23 protein-coding genes are annotated in these 24019 nt (G+C 59.7%); 11 read left to right on the forward strand and 12 right to left on the reverse strand.

What is annotated here, in order from left to right:
• The first annotated feature begins 222 nt into the window (after positions 1-222).
• Positions 223-1287, forward strand: a complete 1065-nt coding sequence (locus J7E24_RS05505; protein ID WP_215135963.1) for a glycosyltransferase family 9 protein — start codon at positions 223-225, stop codon at positions 1285-1287.
• A 126-nt stretch (positions 1288-1413) separates the two neighbouring features.
• On the opposite strand, the gene serS is transcribed toward J7E24_RS05505, so the two are convergent.
• Positions 1414-2694 carry a serine--tRNA ligase gene (gene serS, locus J7E24_RS05510; RefSeq protein ID WP_215135965.1) on the reverse strand — a complete coding sequence of 427 codons (1281 nt, stop codon included), beginning with the start codon at positions 2692-2694 and terminating at the stop codon, positions 1414-1416.
• Between the two features lie 493 nt (positions 2695-3187).
• On the opposite strand from serS, the gene rho reads away from it, so the two are divergent.
• Entirely contained in the window at positions 3188-5353 is a 2166-nt protein-coding gene (gene rho / locus J7E24_RS05515; protein WP_215135967.1) for a transcription termination factor Rho, read from the forward strand.
• A 79-nt stretch (positions 5354-5432) separates the two neighbouring features.
• Here rho and J7E24_RS17860 read toward each other — a convergent pair whose 3' ends face one another.
• Entirely contained in the window at positions 5433-6329 is an 897-nt protein-coding gene (locus J7E24_RS17860) for a T9SS type A sorting domain-containing protein (protein ID WP_215135969.1), read from the reverse strand.
• A gap of 1124 nt (positions 6330-7453) precedes the next feature.
• Positions 7454-8731, reverse strand: a complete 1278-nt coding sequence (locus J7E24_RS05525) for a T9SS type A sorting domain-containing protein (protein WP_215135971.1) — start codon at positions 8729-8731, stop codon at positions 7454-7456.
• A 179-nt stretch (positions 8732-8910) separates the two neighbouring features.
• Between J7E24_RS05525 and J7E24_RS05530 the strand changes: the two genes are divergently transcribed.
• Positions 8911-9609, forward strand: coding sequence for a DsbA family protein (locus J7E24_RS05530; RefSeq protein WP_215135973.1), 699 nt, complete (start codon positions 8911-8913; stop codon positions 9607-9609).
• 26 nt (positions 9610-9635) lie between these two features.
• Here J7E24_RS05530 and J7E24_RS05535 read toward each other — a convergent pair whose 3' ends face one another.
• The 4 genes from J7E24_RS05535 to J7E24_RS05550 all read right to left on the reverse strand — a co-directional run bounded on the left by J7E24_RS05535 (position 9636) and on the right by J7E24_RS05550 (position 12698).
• On the reverse strand, positions 9636-10271 hold the full coding sequence (locus J7E24_RS05535; protein WP_215135975.1) for a hypothetical protein: 636 nt from the start codon (positions 10269-10271) through the stop codon (positions 9636-9638).
• 162 nt (positions 10272-10433) lie between these two features.
• Positions 10434-11357: a UbiA family prenyltransferase gene (locus J7E24_RS05540; protein ID WP_251047041.1), complete on the reverse strand. Its 924-nt coding sequence runs from the start codon at positions 11355-11357 to the stop codon at positions 10434-10436.
• Between the two features lie 47 nt (positions 11358-11404).
• Complete coding sequence (locus J7E24_RS05545; RefSeq protein WP_215135977.1) at positions 11405-12205, reverse strand: class I SAM-dependent methyltransferase; 801 nt, start codon at positions 12203-12205, stop codon at positions 11405-11407.
• A 58-nt stretch (positions 12206-12263) separates the two neighbouring features.
• Entirely contained in the window at positions 12264-12698 is a 435-nt protein-coding gene (locus tag J7E24_RS05550; protein ID WP_215135979.1) for a hypothetical protein, read from the reverse strand.
• A gap of 361 nt (positions 12699-13059) precedes the next feature.
• Here J7E24_RS05550 and J7E24_RS05555 point away from each other — a divergent pair, with 361 nt between their 5' ends.
• The 6 genes from J7E24_RS05555 (at position 13060) to J7E24_RS05580 (ending at position 16883) form a co-directional block, all read left to right on the forward strand.
• A complete protein-coding gene (locus J7E24_RS05555; protein WP_215135981.1) occupies positions 13060-13698 on the forward strand; it encodes a hypothetical protein in 639 nt (212 codons plus the stop codon).
• A 145-nt stretch (positions 13699-13843) separates the two neighbouring features.
• Positions 13844-14137: a winged helix-turn-helix domain-containing protein gene (locus J7E24_RS05560; protein WP_019948559.1), complete on the forward strand. Its 294-nt coding sequence runs from the start codon at positions 13844-13846 to the stop codon at positions 14135-14137.
• A gap of 59 nt (positions 14138-14196) precedes the next feature.
• Positions 14197-15828 carry a DUF4173 domain-containing protein gene (locus tag J7E24_RS05565; RefSeq protein WP_215135983.1) on the forward strand — a complete coding sequence of 544 codons (1632 nt, stop codon included), beginning with the start codon at positions 14197-14199 and terminating at the stop codon, positions 15826-15828.
• Between the two features lie 82 nt (positions 15829-15910).
• Positions 15911-16141 (forward strand): hypothetical protein, encoded by a 231-nt coding sequence (locus tag J7E24_RS05570; protein ID WP_215135985.1) that lies wholly within the window; start codon positions 15911-15913, stop codon positions 16139-16141.
• Positions 16142-16149: 8 nt separating this feature from the next.
• Positions 16150-16452 carry a hypothetical protein gene (locus J7E24_RS05575; protein ID WP_215135987.1) on the forward strand — a complete coding sequence of 101 codons (303 nt, stop codon included), beginning with the start codon at positions 16150-16152 and terminating at the stop codon, positions 16450-16452.
• A 74-nt stretch (positions 16453-16526) separates the two neighbouring features.
• Positions 16527-16883: a hypothetical protein gene (locus tag J7E24_RS05580; RefSeq protein ID WP_215135989.1), complete on the forward strand. Its 357-nt coding sequence runs from the start codon at positions 16527-16529 to the stop codon at positions 16881-16883.
• On the opposite strand, the gene J7E24_RS05585 is transcribed toward J7E24_RS05580, so the two are convergent.
• Positions 16867-17427 (reverse strand): hypothetical protein, encoded by a 561-nt coding sequence (locus J7E24_RS05585; RefSeq protein ID WP_215135991.1) that lies wholly within the window; start codon positions 17425-17427, stop codon positions 16867-16869. The two genes, J7E24_RS05580 and J7E24_RS05585, sit on opposite strands and share 17 nt — an antisense overlap.
• 172 nt (positions 17428-17599) lie before the next feature.
• Between J7E24_RS05585 and J7E24_RS05590 the strand changes: the two genes are divergently transcribed.
• Positions 17600-19987, forward strand: a complete 2388-nt coding sequence (locus tag J7E24_RS05590; RefSeq protein WP_251047042.1) for a transglycosylase domain-containing protein — start codon at positions 17600-17602, stop codon at positions 19985-19987.
• Positions 19988-20097: 110 nt separating this feature from the next.
• On the opposite strand, the gene J7E24_RS05595 is transcribed toward J7E24_RS05590, so the two are convergent.
• From J7E24_RS05595 to J7E24_RS05610, 4 genes are all read right to left on the reverse strand, one after another.
• Positions 20098-20865 (reverse strand): creatininase family protein, encoded by a 768-nt coding sequence (locus tag J7E24_RS05595; protein WP_215135993.1) that lies wholly within the window; start codon positions 20863-20865, stop codon positions 20098-20100.
• 57 nt (positions 20866-20922) lie between these two features.
• The gene (locus J7E24_RS05600) at positions 20923-21837 is read right to left on the reverse strand and encodes a TIGR01777 family oxidoreductase (protein ID WP_215135994.1); all 915 of its coding nucleotides are present in this window, start codon (positions 21835-21837) and stop codon (positions 20923-20925) included.
• 138 nt (positions 21838-21975) lie between these two features.
• Positions 21976-22665, reverse strand: a complete 690-nt coding sequence (gene folE, locus J7E24_RS05605; RefSeq protein WP_215135996.1) for a GTP cyclohydrolase I FolE — start codon at positions 22663-22665, stop codon at positions 21976-21978.
• Positions 22658-23065 (reverse strand): 6-pyruvoyl trahydropterin synthase family protein, encoded by a 408-nt coding sequence (locus J7E24_RS05610; protein ID WP_215135998.1) that lies wholly within the window; start codon positions 23063-23065, stop codon positions 22658-22660. Before J7E24_RS05610 ends, folE begins: the two co-directional genes overlap by 8 nt.
• A 238-nt stretch (positions 23066-23303) precedes the next feature.
• Between J7E24_RS05610 and J7E24_RS05615 the strand changes: the two genes are divergently transcribed.
• Positions 23304-24014, forward strand: coding sequence for a hypothetical protein (locus tag J7E24_RS05615; RefSeq protein WP_215136000.1), 711 nt, complete (start codon positions 23304-23306; stop codon positions 24012-24014).
• Positions 24015-24019 lie beyond the last annotated feature (5 nt).

Here is a 24019-nt window from a genome sequence, read left to right on the forward strand (position 1 = left end):
CCATAGCCTGCTCCAACGACTCGAAGACGTCTTAACCAACGTCGGCAAACAATACACGATTACTTTTGCATGACTACTTAGGGCTTAGATGAGAACGTCATTCAGAGCGCAGCGAAGAATCTCGCGTGCTGACGTTGCACAACAAACCAACGACTGTCCGCGAGATTCTTCGCTGCGCTCTGAATGACGTTCTCATCTAAGCCTTAAAACCTAAGCTCTAACATGAAAATTCTGATTTTGCGGTTTTCCTCCATCGGCGACATCGTGCTGACGACGCCCGTTATCCGGGCCGTGAAGCAGCAGGTGGCGGGGGCCGTGGTGCACTTTGCCACCAAGCCGGCCTTTCGCAGCATCCTGGAAAACAACCCCTACGTGAGCCGGGTGCATTGCCTGACGGGCAGCCTAGCCGAGCTGGTAGCCGAGCTGCGGGCCGAGCAGTTCGATTTCATCATCGACCTGCACCACAACCTGCGCACCGCCATCCTCAAGGCCCGGCTGGGTGTGAAAGCCAGCAGCTTCGACAAGCTCAACGCCCGTAAGTGGCTGCTGGTGAACTGGAAGATTGACACCCTGCCCCGGGTGCACATTGTGGAACGCTACCTGGCTGCGGCCGCGCCGCTGGGCGTACAGAACGACAACCAGGGGCTCGATTACTTCATTCCGAAGCAGGACGAAGTGGCCGTGGCCGAGGTGCTGCCGCCTGCCTTCCAGAATGGCTACGTGGCCTTTGCCATTGGGGCCCAGCACGCCACCAAGCGCCTGCCCACGGAGCGTATCATCGAGCTGTGCGGGCTGTTGCGCCAGCCGGTGGTGCTGCTCGGCGGCCCCACCGACGAAAGCACCGGCCACATCATCGAGCTGGCCTTTGATGCCGGGGCTGCCGCCTCGCCAGCTTCAGAACTCAGGATTCCGGAGAGTCCTTACTACTTCCCTGAAAACGCAGTTCCGCAAGTTCCCCAAACCATCATCTACAACGCTTGCGGGAAGTTCAACCTCAACCAATCGGCCTCGCTGGTGCGGCAGGCACGGCTGGTCGTCAGCCACGACACCGGGCTGATGCACGTAGCGGCGGCATTTCAAAAGCAGATTTTCAGCGTGTGGGGCAACACCGTGCCCGAGTTCGGCATGTACCCTTACCGCACCGAGTTCCGGCTGTTGCAGGTAGAAGGCCTCGCCTGCCGGCCCTGCTCGAAAATTGGGTTCGAAAAGTGCCCACAGGGCCATTTCAAGTGCATGCGCGACATCGTGTTCAACCTCAACCTACCCCCGGCCCGCGACGGCCGCTAAGCTGGCCTGTGCCCCAGTGCTACCCTCAAAGCAATAAATGCCTGTCGCTCTTACAAGCGCAAAGCCCCCGACCTCCGCACGGAAATCAGGGGCTTTGTGCTTGTAAAGGGTATGTTATCCTATGAGCTACCCGCCAATAGTGTCGAAGCCGCAGTACGCGTGCAGCACTTCGGGCAGGCGGATGCCTTCGGGGGTCTGGTTGTTTTCGAGCAGGGCGGCCACGATGCGGGGCAGGGCCAGGGCCGAACCGTTGAGCGTGTGCAGCAGCTGGGTTTTGCCACCGGCCTCGGGGCGGTAGCGCAGCTTGAGGCGGTTGGCCTGGTAGGTTTCAAAGTTGGAAGCCGAGCTGACTTCCAGCCAGCGCTGCTGGGCACCGCTCCATACTTCTAGGTCGAAAGTAAGGGCCGAAGTGAAGCCCATGTCGCCGCCGCACAGGCGCAGCACCCGGTAGGGCAGCTCCAGCTTCTGCAGCAGCATTTCAATATGGGCGACCATGCCCTCTAAAGCGGCGTAGCTGTTTTCGGGCTGCGTGATGTGCACAATTTCCACCTTATCGAACTGGTGCAGGCGGTTGAGGCCCCGCACATGCGCGCCCCACGAGCCGGCCTCGCGGCGGAAGCAGGGCGTGTAGCCGGCATTGCGGATGGGCAGCCGCTCGGTGGCCACAATATCGTCGCGATAGAGGTTGGTAATAGGTACCTCGGCCGTCGGAATCAGGTACAGGTCGTCGGCGGTGGCGTGGTACATCTGGCCCTCTTTGTCGGGCAGCTGGCCTGTAGCGTAGCCACTGGCCTCATTTACCAGTATCGGGGGCTGCACCTCGATGTAGCCGGCGGCGCGGGCTTCGTCGAGGAAAAAGTTGATGAGGGCCCGCTGCAAACGGGCGCCCTTGTCTTTATACACCGGAAACCCGGCACCGGCAATCTTGTTGCCCAGCGCAAAGTCGATGATGTCGTACTGTTCAATCAGGTCCCAGTGAGGCTTGGCGTCGGCGGACAGCGCGGGCTTTGTTCCCCATTCGCGCACCACTTCGTTGTCGTCGGCCGAGCGGCCGGTGGGCACGCTTTCGTGGGGCAGGTTGGGGAGCTTGTAGAGCAGCTGCTGGAGCTGCTTTTCGGTGTCGGCCAGCTCGTCGGAATGAGTTTTGGTTTGCTGCTTGAGCTCGGCCGTACGGACTTTAAGCGCCTCCGCCTCGGCTTTCTGACCGCTTTTCATCAGGCCCCCAATCTGGCGGGCCAGCTCGTTGGCTTCGGCCTGGGCCTGGTCGTGGCCGGTTTGCAGCTCGCGCCGGCGCTGGTCGAGGTCGAGCACGGCCTGCACATCGGCTTCGGCAGTGGGGTAGTGGCGTTTGGCCAGCGCGGCCAGCACGGCCACGGTGTTTTCTTTCAGGACGGCAACTTGCAGCATATCGGTAGAGCAGAAAAAACGATTTCGGGAGCCCAAAAATAGCCCTTTGATTCCGGCCGCCAAGCGCCGGTCATTTCCGGGGCGGTAAAGCGGCGGGCCGCATCCTTTCGGCGCTGCCCGTCGTATAGGCCGCAAGCAGTTGTTCTAAAATAACCAACGGGTTTTTAGGGCATCAGCAGCCCGTTTCGCGGCCACCAAGCCACTCGTACCAGCCTGAGTGGCCGGATTGAAGGCCCGATTTGGCAGTTCCCGCATATTCCGTTAACATTGCACATACAAGTCGGCTTTAGCCGGCGGGCCCGTTAGCTGATTTATTCTTTACGCCCCGCCCGTCTTCGCCCCGCGCCAGCCGGTTTCACTTACCCTATTTCCTGCTTTTCCCTGCATCAGGCACCGTTCCGCGGTTGCTGCTGATGTCCGGAACGCCCCTTGCCTCGCTTGTGCGGTGCGCGCGCGGCCCCGAATCCCCTTTTTTGCCCCCCCACATCCGTATATGTACACCATCGACGAGCTAAAGGACCGTTTGTTGTCCGAGTTGAAGGAAATTGCCGAAACCATTGAGGTCGGTAACTTCAAGAAGCTGAGCAAGCAAGACCTGATTTACAAGATTTTAGACCACCAGGCCAAGGGTCCCGCGCCGCGGCCTGCCGCCCGGCCCGCCGCGGAGCCCGTTGCCACTACCGAAACGGTAGCCGCCGAAGCAGCGCCCAAAAAGCCAGCGGCCCGTGCCACGCCGGCCGCCCCTAAAAAGGCCGCGCGCCCGGCTACCAGCCGCACCAAGGCAGCAGCCGAGCAGGCCGCCCAGCAGGCCCCTGCGCCCTCAGCACCCGCCGAAGTGGCTGCCGCCGCCCCCGAAACAGTTGCCAGCCCTGCGGCCCCGGAAGCCCCGGCTCCTTTGCCTGCTCCTGCTGATGTAGCCCCGGCTGCCGATGTAACCCCAATAGCTACGCCCGCCGAGCCGGTAGCTGCTGCCGGCACCGACGGAATTGAGGAGCCCGGCAGCGCCGACCGCCCCATAAAGCTTTACCAGCGCCCCGAGCGGCGTGTGCGCACCGACCGCGCCGGCCGCCCCATCACCGCCTCCGATGCTGCCCTGGCCGATGCCGCCCTGGCCGATGTCGCGCTTTCGGATGACTTGGCCGGCGCTACAGTAGCCACCGCCGTGGCTCGCGAAACAGCCGTTGCCCCGCGCACCGACCAGCCCCGCAACTTCCGCGACGACCGCGCCGACAGCTACAGTGGCCGCGAAGGCCGTGAGGGTCGTGACGGACGCGAGAACCGTGAGGGCCGCGAAAACCGCAACGACCAGGGCCGCGAGGGCCGCAACCAGCGCGACGGCAACCGCCCTGATGGCCGGGAGCAGCGTGAGCAGCGCCGCGAAGAGCGATTTGCCGCCCGCGAGCTTGCCCGCCAGCAGCGCCAGGCCGAGCGCCAGAGCGGCGGTGGTGCCGAAGCCGGCCGCTCCGACCAAGGCCGGCAAGACCAGCCCCGCCAGGACCAGCAGCGCGGTAATGAGCAGCGTGGCAACAAGCTGCCGGAAATGGACCTCGTGATTCCGGGCGACGGCACGCTGGAAATGATGCCCGACGGCGGCTACGGCTTCCTGCGCAGCCCGTTCTACAACTACCTCACCTCGCCCGACGACATTTATGTGTCGCCGCAGCAAGTGAAGCAGTTCGCTTTGAAGGCCGGCGACTCGGTAAAAGCCACCATCCGTCCGCCCCGCGAAGGTGAGAAGTACTTTGCGCTTGTGGGCGTTGAAAGCGTAAACGGCCGCTCGGTAGAAGAAGCCCGCGACCGAATCCCGTTCAACAACCTCACCCCACTCTTCGCCGATGAGCGCCTGAAGCTGTCCACCAAATCGGCCCAGTACAGCACGCGCATCCTCGACCTGTTTGCCCCCATCGGCAAAGGCCAGCGGGGCCTGATTGTGGCCCAGCCCAAAACCGGCAAAACGGTGCTGCTCCAGGAAATTGCCAACTCGATTTCCGAGAACCACCCCGAGGTGTACCTGATGATTCTGCTGATTGACGAGCGGCCGGAAGAGGTAACCGATATGGCCCGCACCGTGAAGGCCGAAGTGCTCAGCTCGACCTTCGACGAAACAGCCGACCGTCACGTGAAAATTGCCACCATCGCGCTGGAAAAGGCCAAGCGCCTCGTCGAGTGTGGCCACGATGTGGTGATTCTGCTCGACTCGATTACCCGCCTGGCCCGCGCCTATAACACGGTGCAGCCGGCTTCGGGTAAAATTCTGTCGGGCGGTGTGGATGCAAACGCCTTGCACAAACCCAAGCGCTTCTTTGGCGCAGCCCGCAACGTGGAAGACGGCGGCTCGCTTACCATTATTGCCACGGCCCTCATTGAAACCGGCTCCAAAATGGACGAGGTAATTTTCGAGGAATTCAAGGGTACCGGCAACATGGAACTGCAGCTCGACCGGAAACTGGCCAACAAGCGCATCTTCCCGGCCATCGACGTGCCGGCTTCCGGTACCCGCCGCGAAGACCTGCTCATGAGCAAGGACGAGCTCAACCGCATCTGGGTGCTACGCAAGTTTATGTCCGACATGACGGCCTCCGAGGCCATGGAGTTCCTCAAAGACCGCATGAAAGGCACCAAGGACAACGAAGAATTCCTGCTGGCCATGAACGGCTAAGTTCCCCTTGCTTTCCAACGTCAACGGCCCGTTTCGCACTTTGCGAAACGGGCCGTTGACGTTGGAAAGCAAAGGATAGTTACTGCCGCACGAAGCGCTGCACGTTGCGGTGGCCATTGGCAATCAGCTCCAGGAAATAGAGGCCAGCGGGCACCTGACGGATATCCAGTTCGCTGCCGCCTGCTGCACTGCCAGCCAGTACCGTTCGGCCGGTGGCGGTGTACACGCGGTACTGCACCACACGCGCCGTGTTGGGCAGCATGATAGACGTATTGCTGGGGTTGGGGTAGAACGTGGCCTCGGGCTTGGTGCTGTTGGTAACGGTAACGACAGAAGAGAACACCGAGGTACCGTCCAGATCTACCTGCCGCAGCCGGTAATACGTCAGGGAAGTCAATGGCCGCGTATCCGAGAAGCTGTACGTGGCCCCGTTGCTGGTAGTGCCCGAGCCCTGCACCTTGCCAATAGCCGTAAACGACTGCCCATTGGCGCTGCGCTGTACCTCGAAATAGGCATTATTCAACTCCATAGCCGTAGCCCACTTGATGAGCGCGCCCGCAGGTTTGGCCGTGGCAGAGAATTGGATGAGCGTAACGGGCAAAACTCCGTCTACGGTAACACGCGTAATGGCATCATCGACGCAGCTGCCCGTCGCAGTAGTTCCTCGTACCGTGTACTGCGTGGTAGTGGTGGGAGAAACAGAGATGGAGGGGTCATTGGTCGTCGCAATTAACACGTCGCCGTTGCCATTATTCTCGAACCATTGGTAGCTACCAGTGCCACCGCTGACGCTAAGTGTTGAGGAATTACCAGTATTAATACTGGCAGGCGAAGCCGAAGCGGTAAGTTCGTTCGCAATGATGCGAATTACCTGGGTTACGGTTGCGGAGCCACAGTTGGCCGTGTTGGTGGATACCGTGTAGGAGGTGGACGTGGTAGGGGTTACAGACAGGGTGCCGGTTGTGTTCGATCCCACAACAGTTCCGCTAGCATTGCGGAAAGTGTAAACAGCCGGGTTGCCATTAGCATCTGCAATGCCTCCGGTTGCCGATAAAGTGATGGGAGTACCCGGGCAGATAGCGCCGGATATCGGAGAGCCAGTTTCACTATTTTCAGCGGTCAGGTTCAGCGTGGAGGTTAAGGAAAGCGGAATATCAGTCGCCTTTGTATTATTACAGGCCGGAATAGCGTTTACCAACGTGTAGTTTGTAGTTCCGGAAGAACTAACTGGTAACGTGAAGGTAACTGAACCGCCGGAAGTAGTCGTAACTCTTTTAAATTCAACGGCAGTCGGAAAGTCTCTATTAGGTATGGTAACAGGACCCGAATAGATTCGCATTTCACTGCCGCCACTGTTACCTAGATCGGTGAGAGTGAAAGTGGCCGTCCCACTACCATCAGGGCAGTACGTGACATTGGCGGGGTTAGACCCATTGTTGTAAGTTGTAGCACCTGTAGCACCCGGATAAAGTACGGAAAACTGACCGGAGCAGCCATTCCCTTGGGCCAATGCGGCGGCGTGGGTGCCAAGTAGCAAAAATACCAACGAAGCAATTACTTTGTAGAGCTTGTCCATACCTTTCAGGGAGGCGGGTAAGAACAGAGAAAGGAGGAAACGTTGTTTCATGGGGCAATAGGTCAAGAGTCAGTGTAAAGAATTGACACGCGCATAGAACGCAGTCAAAGTTAACTTAAATATAAGTATAATTTTTATTGCGACAGTCACATATGTATTCTATTACCTGCTCAGTATAAGCTAGTTTGCGGTACCTGCACTAAAATCGGTAACCCGCTCATCGTGAGGAGGCCGTCTAATGTCGCGTCACCAAAAGGCAGATTTGCGAGTTCATTTATCGCTTAGCTCAGAGGCCAATTCATTAAGAACGGCGCTTACCTACGTCAAGCGTCGGCACAAATTCCTATGCAAAGGTTTTTCGATAGTCTAGTGGCCGAATAACCACTGTTGAAAGGGATGTATCCCGAGCATACATATGTCAACAGCGGCATTGCTGGCTGCGGTAATCCTGAGGTCCCTGGAAATACAAAGGGCCTGCTTCGCAGCGGACCCTTCGTATTTCCAGGAGAAATAATGAGCAGTATCTACTGCCGCACGAAACGTTGGACATGGCGCTGGCCGGCAGCAACAATTTCTATTAGGTAGAGGCCGGCCGGAATCTGCTGTACATCAAACGAAGTGCCGCCTGCCATGCGGCCTGTAAGTACAGTTCGGCCGGTAGCAGTGTAAATTCGGTAATCGACGGGCTGGCCTGTGCCAGCGGGGAGTGTAATTGTGGTGGTGCCGGGGTTGGGGTAAATGAGGGCTTCAGGCCGCTGCGAGCCGGTAACCACTGCCACTGCAGAAAATGCTTCACTACCGTCGCGGTCTACCTGGCGCAGGCGGTAGTAGTTCGAGCCGGCCAGCGGGGTCGTGTCGATGAAGCTGTACTTAGCTCCCGAGCTGGTAGTGCCGGAGCCAGCTATTTTGGTAATTGGCGCAAAATTCTGGCCATTAGCGCTGCGCTGCACCTCAAAGTAGTCGTTGTTGAGCTCGGTGGCCGTCGCCCAGTCGAGCTTCACGCCGGAAGGGTGGGCCTGGGCAGTAAAGCTAACGAGCGTAACGGGCAGGGGCCTGCAGCCGCCTGTCGGTGGATCCTGTACAGGGCCGGTTCCAATACAGGGCTTCGGTACTCCTTCCATGCACCAGATCAGGTTACCACTGAATACATTGCGGGTGCCTCCGTTAACCCCCGTGAATTCCCCGACGATATGTACATCTGCAGGATCCGACGAAGACAAGGCGGTACCGTTGATAGAGCCATTGCCGGTTTGAACATCAATGTTGCCGCCTACAATGAGATGAGCATTTTGAGCAAGGTCAATGCCACCCTGATTGCCTAGCATCAAACAGCCAATATTTGCGGTCGAGTTGGCTCCAATACGCATCTTGGCAATGAATTGTCCCACTTGGGTATGATTAACATGGAGCTGCGATACGTCCAGCTGTGGTTGGTTCGTGTTGAGAGTACCAACACCTATTATATCCAAAGTGCCGCGGTCGATGGTGAGGGTACGGGGTTGTCCGGGTGTATCCTTCAGCGACCCATCTGAGGAAATAGTCATTACCCCGGATTCCTTGCCATTGGGTGTGCCTGACACAGTGAAGTTTCCGTTGAGTATAACCGGACTAACGATATTGATGACATCGATAGAGGTGGGAATGGAATTCTCAGGGCAACCTTCACCCCGCACCCAAGTGGAAGCTTCGTAAAATGGCCCGCCTCCAGGCTTTGAAGTGTAAGTACATTGGCCCAGCGCGGTTTCGATACCTGCCAGTAGCACAGCTACCAGCAGCAGCAGAGAAGTAAAGAGCGTTTTCATAATGCAGCATCCGCTTAACGCGGTTAAGTGAGAGAAGAAAGGGCACAACCGATGGAGTCTTGGTTTATATAATTTAACGAAATTTTTTCATATGTATATTTTTTATAAAAAAAATCATACATTAAAATAATAGTACACAGCCGCTTTTCCCGGTAGCTCATTGCTTTATCCCCACTGATTTGGCTAACCTGATTCCGCACCAGTACTTTGCCCTTATGCAGCCAACCCCCGCCTCCGACCTTCCCGAACTCCTTTACATCTACGATGCCTACTGTGGCTGGTGCTATGGCATGAGCCCGGTGATGCAACGCGTACAGACCGATTTTGCGGGCCGCCTTACCATCTCGGTGCTTAGCGGCGGCATGCTGACCGGTGCGCAGGCCGAGCCCATTGGGGCGAACTGGAGCTACATAGAAGGGGCCATGCCCCAGGTAGAGCAGGCCACCGGCGCGCAGTTTGGCGAGGCCTACAAGCAGCTGGGCAAGGCCGGTACCTACCTCCAGGATTCGGAGGCACCGGCCCGTGCGTTGTATAGTGTGCGCCAGCTCGATGCCCACAGCCGGGTGCTGGATTTTGCCCACGCCGTGCAGCAGGCTCTGTTTGAGCACGGCGAAGACCTGAATGCCGTAGGCACTTACGAGCCGTTGGTACAGGCGCTGGAACTGGATTTCGGGGAGTTTGCGCGTCAGTTTGCGCTGCCTGAAACCGGCGCGGCCGTACGCCGCGAGTTCGAGGCGGTGGGCCGCATCGGCGTACAGGGCTTCCCGACCATCATTCTGCGGGCCGGTTCGCAGGGTTACGTGCTCAGCCGCGGCTTTCAGCCCTACGAAGTATTCGCCCGCAACCTCACCGACGCTTTGGCCCAAGCGGCTGGGTAACAGGTGGGAGGCCTATTACGAGCGAATTATGGCAGGTGTACAACTTGCTTGCTGAGTGGCGACCATACTAGGTGCTGGCGGTCTTCTTTGCCCACCAGATAGTCGAAGCGCACGGCATTGGGCCGCTGGCGCAGGTCATTCCAGGTGGCGCGGTTGGGGCTGGTGGGGGCAGGGCTGGGGTAGGGGGCGTTGGCGGCCAGGGCAGGGCGTCGGAAATTGCTTTCGGCAAAGAACTCCCGTACGCGGCGGCGTAGGTAGGCCTCGCGCTCGGCCTGCGTTACGGTAGGCGTTTTCATCTCGTACACCAGGGCTGCTTCCAGCTCCGGCGAGGTGAGGATTTCGCGGAAAATGACTTCGCCCGTAGCCGTAGTGATAGTGAAAGTGGCCTCGCCACTGAGCACGGCCGGGCCACGGAGCACCAGCGAAAACACGTCGGGCGCGGCCTGATTGGAGAATACGTGGCGGCTCCGGTTGGTCAGCAGCGTATCGGACTGGGCCGTAACAGTGGCGGCACGGGCCGTATCGAGCGGTTCGGGCGGGGAAGTAACGGAGGCGTCGGCTGTATCAGGGGTGGCGGGCTGCTCGGTGGGCGAGCTGGTAGGGCCGGAGCAGGCTGCAGCCAGCGGAAACAGAGCAGGTAGTAACAGCAGGCGTAGGCGCATAGCAGCGGAAAGTGAGGTACTCGGGGAGTTTCTACGCAAAGACAAACCCGGTGGTTGAAGCAGCTTGAGAGCCCGTTTGGCAACCTGAAAATCGGCGTGGGGCCACCCGCTGCAGCCGGCGCGCTACCCCGCTGAAAAGGGGGAAAGCCGTTATTCTGGCTGCTAAAAAAACAGCATCAGCGCAAAGGCCAGGCTCATGCACAGCGAGGAAACCTGGTTCATGCGCATGGTGCGGTCGAAGTCGGCGGCGGCTTCGTTTTGCCACACGGCCCCGGCCCAGCGCCCGAACAGCCACACCACCGGGCCGGTAGCCACCAGAAACAGCAGCAAGTGGCTGGGCTCGTGGCGGCGCAGGTAGGTGTAGGCCAGCAGCCCGGCCCCGAGCGCCAAAGCCAGCCCGGCAAATACAAACGTGCCCCGGATTCCCAGCCGCAGACTCAGAGTCCGGTCGCCGCGGCGGGCGTCTTCGGCGTGTTGGTACACCTGGGTAAGCGGATAGGAGCCGGCCAGAAACAGGCTGCTTACCAGCGCCAGCAGCAGGTTGTCGGGCGCAAGTAGCTGGTTCCAATCGGCTCCCACGCCCACCTGGGTCATCAGGAATGTATAGGCTCCCTGGAAAACCACTACTACGGCCGTACTCAGCAGCGGATATTTCTTGAGGCGGATACCTTCGTAGCTGTAGGCCTTCGATACAAGCAGATACACGGCCACCAGCCCCGCAAAAGCCGGGCTCAGAAGCCAGCCCCCCAGCACGGCCAGCGCATCGAACAGCCACACCAGATGCAGCAGCTCGGGCGACACTTTAGGCGGCGTGCGCAGGCCGCCGATGCTGCCCTCGTCGCGGTCGTAGTAGCTGTTGTAGCCGTTGGAAGCGGGGTAGGCCAGCAGGTGCAGCACCACGAACACGCCCACCGCCCGCCAGAGGCTGAAGGGCTCCTGCAAAGCGCTCAGCCCAAACCAGAACACCGGCATTAGGTATACCGAAAACGGTATCCGGAGCAGCGGCAAGGCGTTTTTGTACTTGGTAAGTGGCAAGGAGTATCGGTTGATGGGCGTGAGTGGAGCTGGAAAGGTAAGCCAGCGCAATTTGAAGAAAGAACAAGATTCTTCGCTTCGCTCTGAATGACATTCTTCTAATCCTGCTGCCCCTCCGTTCGCGGTACGCCAATCAAATATGTTACCTGCGGGCCCCACCAGTGGCGTACTTTGCCGGCCTGCCAGGCAAAAGCGCCTTCCGGGTCGGCGCGGTGGGCCAGGGCCAGCAGCTGCTCGGGCGGGTACATGCGCAGGATGCTCACGCAGCCGTCCCAGATAGTGAAGAGCGGAATGAGGGGCACTACGTAGGTGAAAAACAGCCGGCTGAAGCGGAACGGGCGGATAAAGGGGGTAATGAGCAGCTGGGCCACCGGCAGCACCGATACGGCCAGCAGCAGCTCCAGCCAATGCTTGCCCGCGCCCTCAAACACGCCAATACCGGTGCGCTGCCGCACGGCATCGGCTAGTAATGCCTCGGCGGCGGCGGGCGGGAAATGGTGGAATGCGGAGAAGATGACGCGGAAGCCCGCCAGGTTGCCAGGCACAGCCAGCGCGTTTACCGGAGCCGGCTCAAACTCCAGGCCGGGCGTGGCGGCTTGCAGGGGGAGCCAGGCTGCCGGCTGAGGATAGAGGTCGGTGAGGCAGATGCGGGCCTCGGGCACGCCACCGGCCCGCAGGCTCCGCAACACACCCGCTGTGCCGCCGCCCGCCCCGGCCCCCAGCTCCAGCACCCGCGTTTGGCCGGTGTGGCGTAGCGCCGCTCGCAGCAGCGGCACAATGGGCTGGTAGGTGCCCAGCGCCGAAATCATAAACCGCAGGTAGTCCATCATCCCAGCCCGAATCACTTTCGGAAACCAGGGCAAGTCCTCGAACTCGAACAGATGCAGGCGCAGCTTCATGACCCGGGCTTACGGGCAGAGCAGACGTTGCGTTGACTGGCTCCGGCTAAGCGGGCCGCTAGGCCGAGCGCCGCGAAGGGGCTGCTACGTGCCGGGCCGGGCCGTAGAGCCACAGCACGCCCAGCACCGCCGCCACACCATATGGCAGCGAAAACGGCAGCAGCTCGCCCAGCGAATTCATCGGAATAAGGTCGAGGAGCAACAGGTTGATGAGCAGGAAAAACAGGATAATACCCGTCAGGGCCATTGTGCGACGTGGCCAGTCAGCCCGCAAGCGACCCATGAGCAGAAAGAAAGGCACCACCAGCGGCACAATGGCCAACGAGGCAAGTGCCGCCGTCAGGCCCACCATCAGGGCAATCGGGTAGTCGTCGAGCCGCGTGTAGGCAAAATCCAGCAGCAGCCAGAGTGTCCCGCCGAGGTTGCTCAGCAGCCACAGAATAAGAGTGCGGGTGATAGTAGCGTAGTTGGCCGAAGTATAAGCGTGCGTCATAGAGGTGGGGGTTAGAAACGAATACATTTACGGCCGAATACCGGCTGGCGACAGGAGCTCTGTCGCTAAAACGTACGGCCCCAAAGTCTGCGTTGGTTTGCTTTAAAGCAGGTTTTTAATGGGAAATGGCTGCTCCAAAATGGGGCGTCCGCAGTAGGCCTTACCCGCAGCCGCAGGGTGCTTTCAGCCACGTCCTCCGTCTGCCTGCGTTCGGTCGTTCACTCATTTTGGGACGAATCCGGACCTCGATCTGGCCAGATTACCCATGGCAAGCGGGGCGTACCGAAAAAAAACCAAGGCAAAGCGAGGAGGAATTGAAGAAATTATGCTTGCTTTGTACCGCAAAGTTCTTTTTGACCATATGGCCCAGCCTACTCCCGACCCGCTCGCCCAACTCACCGAGATTCGCGCCATCATGGAGCGGTCGTCGCGCTTTATCTCCTTGAGCGGACTGGCCGGGGTAGGGGCAGGACTGGTGGCGCTGGCCGGGGCCGGGCTGGGGCACTGGTACCTGAAGGGCCTGTACCCGCAGGCCGGCTACCTGGGGCTGCTGGCAAGCTCGGCCGATGAGCGGCGGGCGTTGCTGCCGTTTCTGCTGGGGCTGGCCGGGGGCATTGTGGTGGTGGCGCTGCTGGTGGCCATGTTCTTTACGCTGCGCCGGGCCCGCCGCAACGGGCAGCCGCTCTGGAGCGCGCTGGGCCGGCGGCTGGCCCTGAGTCTGGCCATTCCGCTGGTATCGGGTGGGCTGTTCTGCATCGCTCTGTACATAGATGGGGCCGTAACGCAGGTGGTGCCGGGCATGTTGCTGTTCTATGGCCTGGCCCTGCTCAACGCCAGCAAGTACACCCTCGATGAAATCCGCTGGCTGGGCCTCACTGAAATCGGCCTTGGGCTGGTTGCCATGTTGATTCCCGGCCTCGGTCTGCTGTTCTTTGCGCTCGGTTTCGGCCTGGGCCACATTGGCTACGGCCTGCTGATGTACAACCGCTACGAAAGATAGAAAACGATTAGGCGGAGCGCAGTCTAAGTACCTTAATACTGCTTCGTTGCAGCCGTCAGAGCTACCACTGCGGTAGAGCTGCTTCGACTTCGCTCTGCATGGCAATGTTCTTAAAACCAACTCATCACTTCATCAACTAACCTACTTGAAGCACCTGATTCACACGCTCAATAAGGCTTTCGACAACCGCGTACGGTTGGGCGTGATGGCGGTGCTCATGGCCAACGAAGTGGTCAGCTTTACCGAACTCAAAGAGGCCCTCGACCTGACCGATGGTAACCTCGCCAGCCACGTGGCGGCCCTCGAAAAAGCGGGTTACGTGAGCGTAAGCAAGCAGTTCGTTGGCAAAAAGCCCAACACCACTTACTCGGCTTCCAAAGAAGGCAAAACGGCTTTCCAGGAGCATCTGGCAGCACTGGAAAAGCTGCTGCGCGGTTAGTCAGGCTCTTTTTTTTGTCTATAAACTTTGAAATACAAAGTTCTTTTAAAATAAATAAGATGACAACATTCGCTGTTCCTGTTGCCGCACCGGCGGCCCCTGCTGCGGCTGTGGCGCGCCGCAGCCCGCTGCCCCTCACGGCCCTCCAGAAACTACTGTTGCCCCTGGGCGCAGTGCTGTTCGACGTGCTGTTCTATCGGCAGGGCGTGGGCCTGAATCTGGCCCTGTACACGCTGTTTGTGGTGGTGGCTACGCTCGTGAACCTGCCGAAACATGCAGCGGCGTGGCGCTCGGGCTACTTCCGGCTGCTGCTGGCCGGTACGCTGCTGAGCGCGGGTGCCGTGCTTTGGTATGGTTCGGCGGCAGCCTGGCTGGCCTGTGTGGCTTCGCTGGTCATGCTGCTGGGCTTCGTTAATCAGCCCCATTTGCGGCTGTTGGCCTTTGCGTTGCTTACGGCATTGGGCAGCGTCGCGCGGGTGCTGCCAGGGCTGCTGCCGTATCTGCGGCTGCCCAGCGCCGGAGTAGGCCGCTGGAGCCGCACACGTTTCTATGGCCGGCTGCTGCTGGCGCCACTGGCGGTGCTGGTGGTTTTTCACTTCCTGTTCGTGCTGGCTAACCCGCGCTACGAGGCGCTGGCCGGGCAGGTGCTGGGCGGGCTGGCCGACTGGCTGCTGGCGCTGCTGCCCGCTATTTCCATCCCGCACCTGCTGTTTTTTCTGGTCGGGTTAGCGCTTACGGCCGGGGCGCTGGTGGTCGGGCCGCTGCACTTTTTTCAGGACCAGGAGTCGCGCATGGGCGAATTTGTGCGGCGGCAGCGCGACCGGGTGGCCTCGCTGGGCGTGCGCCGGCCCGATTTCCGGACCCTCAACCGCAAGGCCCTCGATTTGCGCAAGGAGTACCTGGCGGCGCTGGCCGTATTCGGCCTCGTGAACGTGCTGCTGCTGGTGGTAAATAGCATCGATATCCGTTGGATCTGGTTCGGCTTCGTGCCCGGCCCCGGCTTCGACCTCACGCAGTTTGTGCATGAGGGCACTTACGTACTCATTTTCAGTATTCTGGTGGCCATGGGCATTGTGTTGTGGTTCTTTCGGCGCAACCTCAACTTCTACCAGCCTGGTTTGGCGGCCCTGCGCTGGGGCTCTACCGTGTGGGTGGTGCAGAACGCGGTGCTGGTGGTGTCGGTGGGCCTGCGCAACTACTACTATATCCAGCATACGGGCCTGGCTTACAAGCGCATTGGGGTGTATGGGTTTCTGCTGCTCACTTTCTTCGGGCTGATTACGGTGCTGCTCAAAATCTGGCAACGCCGCTCGGCCTTTGCCCTGGTGCGCCTCAACTCGCTGGCCGCCTACGGGCTGCTGCTGCTGCTGGCGCTGGGTAACTGGGAAATCTGGATTGCCCGCTACAACCTCAACGCCCGCTTCGGTACCCTCGACCTGGGCTTTCTGCTCGAAATGCCCGCTCGCGTGTTGCCCGAGCTGGCCGCCCGCCAGCAGGCGCTCGACGGCATGAGCCGTATCATCGTCAGTCCGCCTGGCTCCTACACCGAATCAACAGCCCCGCCCGCCGAGGCCCGCGCCCTCATCCAGCGCCGCTTCGCTGCCTGGCAGCTGAATTACAAGCGCCAACGCACCTGGCAAAGCTGGACTGCGGCCGAGTCGGAAGCTTATCACTCAGCTGTAAGCCATTAGCTGCTAGTTGTTGGCTCCCGTTCTGCCTGCTCCGCTACTGCTTGCTCTTATTCATCTTCAAAAAAGCTAACAGCTCAATAAAATGGTGTTCTTCCTCACCTTTCTCGGCTTGGTTTGGTGCGTGGCCAGCATCGTCATGCTGGCTGCCCTGCTTACCTGGCGCGAACGGGCCGCCACGCCACCCGCCCGTAGTTGGCGCCTGCTGGCTGTAGTGCTGCCCGCAGCGGCTCTGTTGCTGGGCTCTGTGCTCTGGACGCTGCTACATGTGATGCTGCTCTGGGGGCAGGGCGCGGCGACCGTGGCGGCGCGCTGAATTCGCCTATGAAGCCTGCTAATCCCGCGTCCCCCGGCCGCTGCCTGGCCGTGTTGCTGGCTGCGTTACTGCTGATAGGTGTTTGGGGCCGCCTGCCAGTGGCCATTTTCGGCGGCGGCACTATCATTCTCTTGCTAATCGGCCTGAATGCGCTGGTATTCCAAGGCGCAACCCGGCCGCTGTGGCGTGGCACCCGGCCTTGCGTCAGTCAGGATGTGTACCGCGGACTGGTGCTGGTGCCCTGCCTCTTGTTTCATCTACTCAGTCCGCCGTTTGGTCTGATTTGGATGATAGCCCAGGTGATGGACTGATTTTTTGATTGACTTGATTATCATCTGCTGAGCTAAACCCACAATACTCGGCTTCGATAACTACTCGAATACCAGTGGTTAACGACTCTTACACCGCGCAACTATGGCGCTTTGCCTGGGCGACGCTGCTGCCGGCCGTTCCGCGCCTGGCGTGGTGGACGCTGGGGCTGCTGGGGTTCAGCTGGCTGAACCTGCTGTTGCTGGCGGAGCTGTGGCCGCATCATCCGCAGGCGGAAACGTGGTTTGCGGCCGGGTTGATGCTTTGTCTGGCGCTGCTGCCGTGGTTGGGCGTTTGTACCGCTCGGAGGCTCATCTCTCAGGTTCGGTGCTGGTGGTGGCGCAGCTTTTGGCGTCTCGTTGCCATTGGAGCCTGCCTTGCGGGAATTGTTGCGCTGTTTGCTTTGCTGATTGCCCTTATGACCTATCCCTGAGCTGGCTACCCGGCAGCAAGTCGCGGTTGACGTACCAGGCCGAAGCCAGCGCCGCCAGCAGCCAGGGAAGCCCGAAAAGAAAGAATGCGCGGATGATAACCAGTACTATGACGGACTGACTCGTTACGTATTGCCAGTAGCTCAGGCGGTGCGCGGGCCCCTCCAGCCACATATACAGTGAAAAGAGTATGGCTGCAACGGCAGCGTAGCTCAGGAAAATGAATAATGTACCGGTAAGAAGCATGACAGCGCGGCCCCAGGGATGAATCAGTTGGCTTGTTTTAGTGAACAGCCGCCGCATGACTGGCTCCCGGAGGAAAGCAAATAATAGTGCCGGTATTATCCCCACGACTAGCAGCATGGCACTCACCTGAAGAAACAAGATGAAACCACTCCCTATCGATGGTTCCGAGCCGCTACCGACAATAAATGCTGCAACCAGCAGCGGCACCAGTGCGGCCCCGCCGCCCACTGTGAGCCAAGTGTGCCGCTGCACGCGAGCTGCGGCGTCGTAGGCCGTCGGAATGATTGGAGTTGGCAACATAGTTAAGGCAGATTAGCGGACTGGAGTCCGGCCTACAGCACCTTGCAATTCGGGAAGGCGAATCTGCCGACCAAAGTACATAGCGTTGCTTTTCCATCGGCCCGGCCGCAACTGGTATATTTGCAGTCCCGCGGCCGGCTTGTCCGGCGCTGCCTGCTACTCCGCGTCCTGCATGTCCGCTTCCAAGCCTACTCCACCCATCGACTCCGCAGCCTCCCCGCAACCCGGCCGGCGCTGGCCCAACCGCGTTTCCCGGCTGCTGTGGGCTGGTTTTGTGGTAGGATTGGGCGTGTTTCTGCTCTACCCGATTCTGGTGAGCATGAACTTCATGTTCCTGTTCGGCAAGTCGCCGAGCCTGGAGGAGCTGGAGAGCCCGCGCGTCGAGCGGCCTTCGCAGGTGTTCACCGCCGACGGTGTGCTGCTGGGCCGCTACTTCCGCGAAAACCGTAGCCCCGTGCCGCTCAGCAAAATGTCGCCCTGGCTGATTAAGGCCCTTGTGGCCACGGAGGATGCGCGTTACCAGGACCATTCCGGCATCGACCCTATTGCCATAGCCCGGGCCGTGGCGGGTGTGGCGACGGGCGGTAACGGGGGCGGGGGCTCCACCATCACGCAGCAGCTGGCCAAAAACCTGTACAAAACCCGCCGCAAAGAAAACACCGGCGCGCTGGGCCGGGTGCCGCTGGTAGGCACCATTATCAGCAAAACCAAGGAGTGGCTAACGGCCGTGGAGCTGGAGCGCCGCTACACCAAAAACGAAATTCTGGCCCTGTACTTCAACACCGTCGAGTACGGTTCGCAGGCCTATGGAGTGAAAGTGGCCGCCAAAACCTTCTATAGCACTTCGCCCGATTCACTCACCGTCGAGCAGGCGGCCATGCTGGTGGGCATGCTCAACAACCCCACCGCCTTCAATCCCCGGTTTCATCCCGAGGCCGCCAAACGCCGCCGCGACCTGGTGCTCACGCGCATGGGCCAGGCCGGGGTGCTGTCGGCCGACGAGGTAACGGCCCAACAGGCCACGCCCATTGTGCTGCAGTACCAGATCGAAAAGCACGTCGATGGGCCTGAAACCTACTACCGAAGCGCCATCAGCCAGCGGGCCAACGAGTGGTGTAAGGCGAATGGCTACGACCTCTATCGCGACGGCCTGAAGGTGTACACCACCATCGACTCGCGCATGCAGACCCACGCCGAGGACGCCGTAGACAAGAAGATGAAGAGCCTGCAGCAGTCCTTCGACCGATTCTGGCGCAACCGCGGCACCGACCCCTGGGTGGACGAGGAAGGCAACGTGATTCCCAACTTCATCGAAACCCAGATGAAGCGCACCCAGCAGTACAAGCGCCTGGCCCTAAAGTATAAGGGCCAGCCTGCCCGCCTCGATTCGGCCCTGAACGCCAAGCGGCCCATGAAAGTGTTTACCTGGAAAGGCGACCGGGACACCACGCTGCTACTCTCGCCGCTCGATTCGCTGGCTTACTACAAGCACTTTCTGCACGCCGGCCTGATGACCATGGACCCCTTCACGGGCCAGATCAAGGCCTGGGTGGGCGGCATCGACTACCGCTTTTTCCAATATGACCACGTAAAGCAGGGCAAGCGCCAGGCCGGCTCCACCTTCAAGCCCTTTGTATACCTGACGGCCCTCGACAACGGCTACGCCCCCTGCGACCGAATCCGGGATGAGCGCGTGACCATCAACTACGTGGAAAATGGCGAGCCCATGGAGTGGAAGCCCGACAACGTAACCCGCGAGTACACCGGCATTAACATGACGTTGCGCTACGCCATGGCCCGCTCGGTGAACTCCGTCACGGCCCAGCTCACCGAGAAAGTCGGCTGGGACAACGTGGCCAAATACGCCCACAAAGTCGGCATCAAGAGCAAGCTGTTGGGCGTGCCCAGCATCGGGTTGGGTTCGGGCGGTGATGTGAGCGTGTACGAGATGGTGAATGCCTACAGCACCTTCGTCAACCAGGGTTTCCGGCCCGAGCCCATGCTCATCACCCGCATCGAAGACCAGAACGGCAACGTGCTGGTACAGTTCGACCCCCGCCAGAAGCGCGTAATTCCGGCCGAAACAGCCTGGCTGATGACCTACATGCTGCGCGGCGGCATGGAGGAACCGGGCGGCACCTCGCAGGCCCTCTGGGACTACGAGCTGTGGAAGAAAAACAACCAGATTGGCGGCAAAACCGGCACCACCAGCAACTACTCCGACGGCTGGTACATGGGCATCACCCGCGACCTGGTAACCGGCGTGTGGGTGGGCGGCGAAGACCGCAGCATCCACTTCGTGGGCTCGCAGCAGGGCGAAGGCGGCCGCACGGCGCTGCCCATCTTCGGCACCTACATGGAGAAGCTCTATAAAGACCCCGAGCTGGACATCAAAATGGGTCCGTTCCCGCAGCCCACGGTTAAAATCAGCAAGAAGTACCAGTGCATCACGGCCGAGCCCCGCCGCCGCCCCGAGCCCGTCGACAGCCTCATCGTCGATGATCTGCTGGAAAAGATCAACCAAGGGGCCATTGCTATTCCCGACAGCATCAAGTTGTAGGAGGCAACAATGCCGAGAAGCGAATGGTCGCGTCTGTACGCCATTCCCATGCTCTCCAGGCACATTTCCACACTATTCAGATAGGAAAGCGCGGCAGTGGGTTGAGTGCTTTAGGCGTACATGTCGGTCGGGTCGGCGGCGGCCAGCTCGACCAGGAACTGCGCCAGCTCGGCTGTGACGGCCTGCAGAAAAGCAGCACCTTTCGCGGCGGTGGCGGCGGATGGGTCGCCCACACCAGTATCGGCCGTTACCTGGCTCCACTCGCGCTGTGCCCAGGCCCATTCGCGCAGGGCCCGCAGCCGGAACTGCTTAGCCGCGCCCGAACCTGCCTCGGTCAGAGGCCGCACCAGTTGGGGCGCAATGTGCAGCATCACGCTCGTTTCCAGCTCGTCGGCGTGGTCGCCGGGAGCCTCGAAAAACTGCGTGCGGTCGGCGGCTTTAAACCAGTTGGCCGTGCACAGGAACACGCGCGGAAACTCGGCCTGCAGTTCGCGCAGAATCTGGCGAAAATCGTTGCCGCCGTGGCCGTTTAGTACCAATAGTTTTGGCACCCCCTGCCGGTCGAGCACCCGCACCACGTCGCGCAGAATGGCCAACTGGGTGCTGGGGCTCATGTTGATGTCGAGGGCAATATCGAGCTGACCGGTGTTTACGCCAAAAGGAATGGTGGGCAGTACCGTCAGGCGGGCTCCCTGCGCCCAGGCCAACCGGGCCGCCTCAGTAGCCACATAGTCGCACTGGTAGTTGTCGGTGCCGTAGGGCAGGTGGTAATTATGCGCTTCAGTGGCGCCCCAGGGCAGCACGGCCACTTCAAACGCGGTATCCTTGATGAACTGCCAGTTGGTTTCCGCTAGGATGTAGGGGCGGGGGGTAGCCATGCTGTATACTGTAGTGAGTTGCCGGTGCGTCTTTTAGAAGATAGCCAGCCGCACGGCCTACTGCTCGTCCCCGTAGAACGACTCCAGCGCCGGCTTCAGGGTCGAGTACTCGAACTTGAAGCCCCGGCTCAGCACCTTCTCAGCGCTAACCCGCTGCGAGGCCAGCACGATTTCGCTCATCTCGCCCATCATCAGCTTCAGGCCAAACTCGGGCACTTTGGGCAGCACCAGCGGGCGGTGCAGCACCTCGGCCAGGGTTTCGGTGAACTCCTTGTTGGTAACCGGGTGGGGCGCTACCGCATTGTACACGCCGCGCCACTGCTCGTCCTCAATGGCCCGGATGAAGAGCCGGCACAAGTCGTCGAGGTGAATCCAGGACATATACTGCTTGCCCGAGCCCAGCGGGGCGCCGGCCATCAGCTTCACGGTGCGGGCCAGCGGCACCAGCGCGCCTCCCTCGGGGCTCAGCACAATGCCGATGCGCAGAATAGCCGTGCGGATGCCATCCTGCTCCACGTACTCGGCGGCCTCTTCCCACTGCCGGCACACGGTGGCCAGAAAGTCGTCGGCCGGGGGCGGGGTTTCCGCCGTCAGCAGCCGGTCGCCCTGGTCGCCATAGATGCCGATGGCCGAAGCCGACACGAAGCCGCGCACGTGGTGGCCGGGCTTGCGCAGCTCCCGGGCCAGCAGCTGCGTGCCCGCCACCCGGCTCGACAGGATCTGCTGCTTGCGCTCAGCCGTCCACTTACCGTCCGACACGCTGCTGCCCGCCAGGTTCACGATAAAATCGGCGTAGGGCACGGCCGCCGGGTCGATGGTGCCGGCCAGCGGGTCCCAGCGGAAGCTGAAGTAGCGGTTGTCGCCGGGCGTGCGGCTGAGCAGCGCCACCTCGTAGCCGCCGTCAATCAGCATTTCAGCCAGCCGCGTGCCAATCATTCCGGTGCCTCCCGTAATCAGAACCTTACGCGACATATGTATGGAGCTGTTAGCTGACAGCTATTAGCTGTTAGCTTATGTTTTTAAGTGAAAATCGTAATCAGCGCCGCAAGCTACTACGGAGTTCCGTACCATAAGCTAACAGCTAACAGCTAACAGCTAACAGCTAACAGCTCACTTGCCAATCAGGCGCAGGAACTCCTGGCGCAGAGCCGCATCCTGGCTGAACACCCCGCCATACTCGGCCGTAAGGGTGCTGCTGCTGGTATCGTTCACGCCCCGGCTCATCACGCACAGGTGGTCGGCCTCGATGAGTACGGCTACGTTATCGGTGCCCAGGCTGCGTTTGAGCTCCTCCGCAATCTGGCGCGTCAGGCGCTCCTGCACCTGGGGGCGGCGGGCAAAATACTGCACCACCCGGTTCAGCTTGCTCAAACCCACCACATACTCGCCAGGCAGATAGGCCACATGTGCCTTCCCAATAATGGGTACAAAATGGTGCTCACAGCAGGAGAACAGCGTAATGTCGCGCTCCACCAGCATCTGCTGGTATTGGTAGCGGTTCTCAAACAGGCGCACTTCAGGGTGATAAGCCGGATTGAGGCCCCTAAACCACTCCTGCACGTACATTTTAGCTACCCGGCGGGGAGTACCAGCCAGACTATCATCGCTCATATCGAGGCCCAGCAGCTGCATAATCTCACGGAAATGACTGGAGATGGCTTCAATCTTGGCTTCTTCGTCCAGCTCAAACGCATCGGGCCGGAGGGGGGTGCGCAGGTCGGGGGGAAGTTGGGTGTCGGCGGCAGCAATGGCGGCAGAATCGCCGGCTACAGCTACTGCCGACAGCGGCAGGTTATCCATGGTATTCTACAAAGTTGCGTTCGGTCTCGTACAGCGTAACCGACAAAGCCAGGCTCTCGGCCAGGTGGGGCCGTAGTCGGTTCCAGCTTACGACGGCAATATTTTCGGCCGTAGGATTGAGAGTCTGGAAATCGGCCACATCGAGGTTCAGATTTCGATGGTCAAAGGTATCGAGAATCTCCCGCTTGATGAGGTCGCTTAGTTTCTTCATGTCGTACACGTAGCCCGTTTCCGGGTCGATTTCCCCCGTCAGGCGCACGATAAGCTGGTAGTTGTGGCCGTGATAATTAGGGTTGTTGCACTTGCCAAACACCTCCTGGTTACGCTCATCGGACCAAGCAGGGTTATACAAGCGGTGGGCAGCATTGAAGTGCTCCTGGCGGCAGATGGTTATAGTCATAGTGTGCACGCAACCCCAACCAAGGAGCTTTTGTTCAGGGATAGAGAGTCAGAAACAAGTTTATAATAGAAATAAGTTGATATATAAATCTTCCCCTAAAAGTCTAATTTCCTGAAAAAAAACAATCGGTAGTGTAGCAACATGCAGACAGGCTGGTTAAATTTGGTCAGTCGGAAAGTCATTTCCCAATCTTACTCCTGTTGCGCAAGCTTTTCTTTTTCAATCAATTGTTCTCCTTATGAAACGAAGCATACTTTTTCCGCTGCTGCTGGTGCTGGTATCGTCGGTAACCGGCTTCGCACAGACTGCCCAGGTTGACGAAACCGAAATGGCCATCAAAGGCATTCCGCGCAAAGGCCAGCGGGTTTCCATGCAGCTCGACAGCAAAAGAGTAGAGGAATCCTGGAAGAAACAGCTGGATGAGCAGTTTGGCAACAAGGTGAAGTCCGATAAAGGCATTTATACGATGGATCAAGTTGTGATTGACGCCATCTCCAAAACGCCTTTGCGCGTCATCAGCAAAGTCGACGCCGTGCCTACGGGCACCACCATTTGGTGGTCGATTGACCTGGGCAACGCGTACCTGAGCAAGGATGCTACGCCCGTGCAGTGGAAAGCAGCTGAAGGCTACCTCAAGGATTTTTCGGTAAAGCTCTACCGCGAAGACATGGCCGTGCAGGTTATGTCGGCTGAAAAGTCGTTGGAGCAGGCCCAGAACCAGCACATTGCGGTTATTGCCAAGGCCGACGCCTACAAGAAGGAAATCGAGCGCAACAAGCAGAAGAAAATGGAGATTCAGCAGCAGCTGGCTCAGAACGCTTCCGAATTGTTGCAGCTCAACAACCAGATTGATACCAACCTGAAAGAGCAGGAAGGTGCCCGCGCCGACATTGTAAACATGCGCGTTGCACTGGAGGCCGTAAAAGAGCGCCTCAACAAGATTCAGTAAACCCT

Origin of the sequence: Hymenobacter sp. ISL-91, assembly GCF_018613725.1 — a bacterium.
Lineage (GTDB): Bacteria > Bacteroidota > Bacteroidia > Cytophagales > Hymenobacteraceae > Hymenobacter.